This is a genomic window from Rhodococcus sp. P14 (assembly GCF_000256505.1).
In the GTDB taxonomy this organism is placed as follows: domain Bacteria; phylum Actinomycetota; class Actinomycetes; order Mycobacteriales; family Mycobacteriaceae; genus Rhodococcus; species Rhodococcus ruber.
Genome location: NZ_AJFC01000189.1, coordinates 24,192 through 30,712 on the forward strand (window position 1 = coordinate 24,192; position 6,521 = coordinate 30,712).

The following is a 6,521-nucleotide window of genomic DNA, read 5'->3' on the forward strand; positions in this document are numbered from 1 at the left end:
CGGCTACCCGAGCGACGCGGGCAGGCTCACCCAGCCGCGGGTGAACGACGACTGCAGGCGTACCCCCGCACCCGGGTCGACCGACACGTGCGGATACCGGGACAGCAATTCCTCGAGGGCGACCCGGGACTGCAACTTCGCCAGGTGCGAGCCGATGCAGAAGTGGGGACCGCTGGAGAAACCCAGGTGCCGCGGAATGGAGCGGGTGATGTCGAACTGCTCGGCGGTGTCCCCGAATTCGCGTTCGTCCCGATTGGCCGCGCCGTAGAGCATCATCACCTTCTCCCCCGCGGGAATCGTCACCCCGTGCAGTTCGACGTCGCGCGTGGTGGTCCGCGCCAGTCCCTGCACCGATCCCTCCAGCCGCAGCGTCTCCATCAGCGCGCCCGGGATCCGGGCGGGGTCGTCGACGAGCAGGGCGCGCTGGCGGTGGTCGGTGTCGAGCAGCATCACCGCGTGCGAGATCAGGTTCCCGGTGGTGTCGTTGCCCCCGGCGACCATGACGAAGCAGAAGCCGAGGATCTCCCAGTCGGTGAGCAGTTCGCCGTCGGACTCGACTTCGGTCAACGCGCTGATCAGGTCGTCGCCGGGTGCGCGACGGCGCTCGGTGATCAACCCGGCGAAGTACTCGAACATCTCGGCGACGGCAGCGGGGGCGCTCATGGCGTTCAGGTCGAACCCGGAGTCCTGCAGCGCCGTGAGGGCAGCGACCCACGGATCGAAGCGCGGCCGGTCGGCTGCCGGCACCCCGAGCAGCTCGGCCAGCACGAATGTGGGTATCGGCGAGGAGAACTCGCGGTGCAGATCCACCTCACGCCAGCCCGCGAAGGAATCCAGCAGCACTCGGACGAATCCGCGCACCGCGTCCTCGAGCGCCGCGACGCGCCGGGGAGTGAAGCCCTTCGCGACGAGTCCACGCAGTTGTCCGTGCCGCGGCGGGTCGAGCATGACGATCGTCGGCGCGAGACCCAGTTTTCCGATCTCGTCGGGTACGAACGTCAATCCCTGTGCAGAGGAGTAGGTGCCGGTGTCGCGCACCGCGTTCCACACGTCCTCGAAGCGGGACAGCGCCCAGAACGGCGGGATGCCGTTCCGGGCGCTGACGTGGCGATGCACCGGATCCTCGTCCCGCAGCATCCGGTAGGCCGGGTAGGGGTCGGCCAGGAACTGCGGGTCGAAGGGATCGTAGACGGTCACCACCGGTCCGTCACCGGGCCGCGTTCAGCCGGTCGACGGCCTGCTCGTACCCCGCGACGAGCTCGGCCATGATCTCCGCGACCGGCCGGATCTCGTTCATCCGGCCGACGATCTGCCCTACGGGCATCGCGACGACCTCGGGATCGTCCGCGGCGGCGATCCGCTGGTGGGCTTCGCTCACGAGCAGGTTCTGTAACGGCATCGGCAGTGGTGACGGCGCCTCGGGCTTCGACCACGCCTCGGTCCACTTCGTCTTGAGCAGGCGGGCGGGCTTGCCCGAGTAGATCCGCGAGCGCACGGTGTCGGACGACGACGCGCCGAGCAGCGCTCGCTGGACCGACGACGGGCCGGCCGCGGCGGCGCCGAGCTTGTATTCGGAGGTGGTGAGCCAGTAGGAGCCCATCCACACTCCGGACGCGCCGAGCGCGAGCGCGGCGGCGATCTGCCGACCCGACCCCACTCCGCCGGCGGCAAGTACCGTCGCCGAATCGCCGAGGGCGTCGACGATTTCGGGCCAGAGCACCATCGAGGCCACCTCACCGGTGTGCCCGCCCGCCTCGTATCCCTGGGCGATGACGATGTCGACGCCGTTCTCGACGTGCCGCCGGGCATGCTCGACCGCCCCGGCGAGCGCCGCGACGGGCACCCCCTTCTCGTGGGCGAGGTCGATCACGTCCTTCGGCGGGGAGCCGAGTGCGTTGGCGATGAGGGCCGGACGGTGCCCGAGCGCGACGTCGACGTGGGAGCGGGCGACCGAATGCAGCCATCCGAGGACACCGGCTGCGTGTTCGGCGGACTCGTCGAGCGGCGGCACGCCGAGTTCGGCGAGGGTGCGCTCGACGAAGGCACGGTGCTCGGCGGGGATGAGCTTGTCGAGGTCGACGGCGGACCCCTCGGTGGGGACCTTCGCGGGCATCACGATGTCGACGCCGTAGGGCTTGCCGTCGGTGTTCTCGTCCATCCAGGTGAGGACGTCGTCGAGTTCGGCCGGGTCGTTGAACCGGACGCAGCCGAGGACGCCGAGACCACCGGCCCGGCTGATCGCGGCGGCGACGTGCTCGGACGGGGTGAACCCGAAGATCGGGTACTGGATTCCGAATTTCCTGCTGAGATCGGTGTGCATCCCGGTCCCTTCTAGCTCGCCGCAGCGGAGCCGTTGGTGTGGTGGTCGTCCGCTGGGCGCTGCTCGGTCTGCTCCTTGGCCCACCGGTAGTCGGGCTTGCCGGCCGGTGAGCGCTTGATGGCGTCGACGTACCAGACACTGCGCGGGATCTTGTAGCTGGCGATCTGCGTCCGGGCCACCTCGACGAGGTCGGCCAGCGCCGGCCGGGTGCCGGCCCGGGGGGCGATCACGGCGGACACGCGCTGTCCCCAGCGCTCGTCCGGCACGCCGACGACGAGGACGTCGAACACATCCGGGTGGGCCTTCAGGGCGCCCTCCACCTCCTCGGGGAACACCTTCTCGCCGCCGGTGTTGATGCAGACCGAGCCGCGGCCGAGCATGGTGACGGTGCCGTCGGCCTCGACCCGCGCGTGGTCCCCCGGGATGGAGTAGCGGACACCGTGGTACTCGCGGAAGGTCGCCTTGGTCTTGACCTCGTCCTTGTAGTAGCCGATCGGGATGTGGCCCTTGCGGGCGAGCACGCCCACCTGACCGGATCCGGGCTCGATCGGGTTCCCCTCGTCGTCGATCACGGCGGTGGAGGCGTCGATCTTGACGGTCGGGCCGCCCGCGTGGGTCTGTCCCTTGGCGACGATGCCGAGTCCGCCGAAGCCGGTCTCGGACGAGCCGATCGAGTCGGTGACGACCGTGTTGGGCATCAGGTCCAGGAAGCGCTCCTTCAGCGCCGGGGAGAACAGGGCCGCGCTCGACGCCATCGCGAACAGCGACGACAGGTCGTACTTCTCCCCCGTCCCGGGACGGCCGCTCTCGAGGGCGTCGAGCATCGGGCGGCCCATCGCGTCGCCGGTGATGAAGATGACGTTGACCTTGTGTTCCTCGATGACCCGCCACACCTCGTGGCCGTCGAACTCGGGATGCATGATGACCTTGCCGCCGCTGAACAGCGACTGCAGCACCGCCCACTGGGCACCGCCGTGGATGAGCGGCGGGATCGGGAAGCGCACCAGCGGCGCACCCGAGGCACCGGTCTTGGCGAGTTCCCATTCGTCGGCGACGTATTCGCCCGTCATGAAGTTGATGCCGCCGCCGAGCACGCGCCACACGTCCTCCTGACGCCACATCACGCCCTTGGGGCTGCCGGTGGTGCCTCCGGTGTAGAGGATGTAGAGGTCGTCGGCGCTGCGTTCGCCGAAGTCGCGCTCGGGTGAGCCCTGGGCCAGGGCGGACTCGTAGTCGACGCCGTCGTAGCCCGAGTAGTCGAGATCGGTGCCGTCGTCGACCACGACGACGGTACGGATCTGCGGACAGTGCGGCAGGACGGCGGCGACCTTGTCCGAATAGCGACGCTCGTGGACGAGCGCGACCATGTCCGAGTTGTCGAAGATGTACTGCAACTCGTTCTCGACGTACCGGTAGTTGACGTTCACCATCACGGCACGGATCTTGAACACCGCGACCATCGCCTCGATGGCTTCGATGGTGTTGCGGGAGTAGATCCCCACCTTGTCACCGGGCTTCACACCCTGTTCCTGCAGATAGTGGGCGAGCCGATTGGCGCGCTCCTCCAGCTGCGCGTAGGTGACCTCACGTCCGTCCGACGCGAGCGCGACGCGGTCGGGAACAAGGTCGATTGCGTGCTCTACGAGGTCTGCGATGTTAAGGGCCACGACACAAAAGTAGAACGTGTTACCGTTTCTGACAAGACCCGAATGAGATCCAGTTCACAACACCGCAGGAGTCCTCAGTGTCCACCACCGCATCGGAAGTTTCCGGCATTTCGGCAGCCGCTCCGCACTGCCTCGTCGAGCAGCGCGGTCCGGTCCTGATCGTCACCATGAACCGGCCCGAGGCGCGCAACGCCCTCTCCGGCGAGATGATGGCGATCATGGCCGAGGCGTGGGACCGCGTCGACAACGATCCGGAGATCCGGGTGGCCGTCCTGACCGGCGCGGGCGGCGCCTTCTGCGCGGGCGCCGACCTCAAGGCGATGAACCGGTCCGCCCCGGGCGACAAGTTCGAGCAGGGCGACGGCGGAGGATGGGACCTGTCCAGGCTGCCCGCGCTGCTCAAGGGCCGCCGCCTCACCAAACCGCTCATCGCCGCGGTGGAGGGGCCGGCCATCGCCGGCGGCACCGAGATCCTCCAGGGCACCGACATCAGGGTGGCCGGCGAGAGCGCGAAATTCGGTGTGTCCGAAGCAAAATGGGGCCTGTTCCCACTCGGTGGCTCGGCGGTGCGGCTCGTGCGTCAGATCCCCTACACGATCGCCGCCGACATCCTGCTCACCGGCCGGCACATCACGGCCCCCGAGGCGAAGGAGATCGGCCTGATCGGCCACGTCGTCCCCGACGGTCAGGCACTCGACAAGGCCCTCGAGATCGCCGGCACCATCGCCGCCAACGGCCCGCTCGCCGTCCGGGCCATCCTGAAGACCATCCGCGACACCGAGGGCATGCACGAGGAGGAGGCCTTCGAGATCGACGCGAAGCTCGGCGCCGAGGTCTTCAAGAGCGCCGACGCCAAGGAGGGCCCCCGCGCCTTCGCCGAGAAGCGGGCCCCGAAGTTCACCGGCGCCTGAGGGGCCTCTGCCCGCCCCCGCCGGCCGCCCCCGCCGACCGCCCCCGCCGACCGCCCCCGCCGACCGAATGTCACATCGCGTCGATCACATCGAACCGGTGTGACATTCGGCCACGCGGCAGCAGTGGGTGCGCGCCGGGGCGGCGTGATCAGCCCAGGACGACGTCCGCCAGGGAACGCACGTGCTCGGCGTCGTGGCAGCTCACCAGCAGCATCGTCACGCCCGCGTCGGACCAGCGCTTCACTCCGGCGCGGACCTCGTCGCGGTCGCCGACGATCATCGTCTCGGTGACCATCTCGTCGGGGATCGCGGCGGCGGCCTCGTCCTTGCGACCGGCGCGGAACAACCTGGTCACCTCGTCGACGACGTCGCCGTAGCCCATCCTCCGGTACACCTGGGCGTGGAAGTTCAGTTCGGGAGTGCCCATGCCTCCGACGTACAGGGCCGTGACGGGCTTGAGGCCCGCGACGGTCCCCGCCCGGTCGTCGGTGACGACGACCTGGCAGGTCGCGGCGATCTCGAAGTCGGCGCGGGTGCGCCGGGCGCCCGGACGGGAGAAGCCCTCGTCGAGCCACTCGTCGTACATCGGGGCCAGGCGCGGCGAGTAGTAGATGGCCAGCCATCCGTCGGCGATCTCGGCGGTCAACGCGACGTTCTTCGGTCCCTCGGCGCCGATCCAGATGGGGATGTCCGCGCGCAGCGGGTGCGTGATCGGCTTGAGCGGCTTGCCGAGACCGGTGGCGCCGGGACCGTCGTACGGCAGCGGGTAGTGCGGCCCCGGGTTGGTCACCGGCTCGCGGCGGTCGAGCACCCTGCGCACGACCGAGACGTACTCGCGGGTGCGAGCGAGCGGTTTGGCGAACGGCTCGCCGTACCATCCCTCGACGACCTGCGGGCCCGACACACCGAGGCCCAGGATGTGCCGACCGCCGCTGAGGTGGTCGAGGGTGAGGGCGTGCATGGCGCAGCTGGTGGGGGTGCGGGCGGAGACCTGCACGACGGACGTGCCGAGCCGCACCCGCTGCGTGCCCGAGCCCCACCAGGCGAGCGGTGTGAACGCATCCGAGCCCCACGACTCGGCGGCGAAGACCGCGTCGAAGCCCTCCGCTTCGGCGGCAGCGACGAGTTCTCCGGCGTTCGCGGGCGGCTGCGCCCCCCAGTAGCCGAGCTGCAGACCCAGTTTCATTGCACACCATTCCTTTCGGGGTGGGCCGAAGGCACCGCTGCTCGGACAGTACCCTTGCCACCGTCTCTAGAACCTGTTCTACTCGAAGTTGTGAGCCTGGGAAAGAGCGCGACCGCGGAGAAACCGCTGAGCGCACCACTGAACCTGAAGTTCGACTACACCCGATCCACGGGGCCGACCGTCGGCGCGTTCGTCACCGGTCTGCGCGACGGACGAATCCTCGGCGCCCGCGGCTCGGACGGACGAGTCCTCGTGCCGCCCCCGGAGTTCGACGCGGTCACCCACGAACCGCTCACCGACTTCGTCGAGGTCGGGCAGAGCGGCACGGTTCGCAGCTGGACCTGGAATCCGGATCCGTTGCCGGGCCAGCTGTTCGACCGTCCCTTCGCGTGGGCGCTGATCCAGTTGGACGGGGCCGACACGACGCTGCCGCACGC

The 6,521-nt window shown here is 69.3% G+C and carries 6 protein-coding genes; 2 read left to right on the plus strand and 4 right to left on the minus strand.

Going from position 1 to position 6,521, the window contains the following annotated elements:
- Nucleotides 1–3: 3 nt before the first annotated feature.
- The 3 genes from OEY_RS0113850 to OEY_RS0113860 are packed head-to-tail and all read right to left on the minus strand — an operon-like array spanning nt 4 to nt 3,987.
- On the minus strand, nt 4–1,197 hold the full coding sequence (locus tag OEY_RS0113850) for a cytochrome P450 (protein ID WP_228287187.1): 1,194 nt from the start codon (nt 1,195–1,197) through the stop codon (nt 4–6).
- A 10-nt stretch (nt 1,198–1,207) separates the two neighbouring features.
- Entirely contained in the window at nt 1,208–2,320 is a 1,113-nt protein-coding gene (locus OEY_RS0113855; RefSeq protein ID WP_010594455.1) for an NAD(P)H-dependent flavin oxidoreductase, read from the minus strand.
- Between the two features lie 11 nt (nt 2,321–2,331).
- The gene (locus OEY_RS0113860; RefSeq protein WP_010594456.1) at nt 2,332–3,987 is read right to left on the minus strand and encodes an acyl-CoA synthetase; all 1,656 of its coding nucleotides are present in this window, start codon (nt 3,985–3,987) and stop codon (nt 2,332–2,334) included.
- Between the two features lie 77 nt (nt 3,988–4,064).
- Between OEY_RS0113860 and OEY_RS0113865 the strand changes: the two genes are divergently transcribed.
- Nucleotides 4,065–4,898, plus strand: coding sequence for a crotonase/enoyl-CoA hydratase family protein (locus OEY_RS0113865; protein WP_010594457.1), 834 nt, complete (start codon nt 4,065–4,067; stop codon nt 4,896–4,898).
- Nucleotides 4,899–5,046: 148 nt separating this feature from the next.
- Here OEY_RS0113865 and OEY_RS0113870 read toward each other — a convergent pair whose 3' ends face one another.
- Nucleotides 5,047–6,084 (minus strand): LLM class F420-dependent oxidoreductase, encoded by a 1,038-nt coding sequence (locus OEY_RS0113870; RefSeq protein WP_010594458.1) that lies wholly within the window; start codon nt 6,082–6,084, stop codon nt 5,047–5,049.
- Between the two features lie 90 nt (nt 6,085–6,174).
- Between OEY_RS0113870 and OEY_RS0113875 the strand changes: the two genes are divergently transcribed.
- A partial coding sequence (locus tag OEY_RS0113875; protein WP_010594459.1) for a Zn-ribbon domain-containing OB-fold protein occupies nt 6,175–6,521 on the plus strand: 347 nt, incomplete at its 3' end.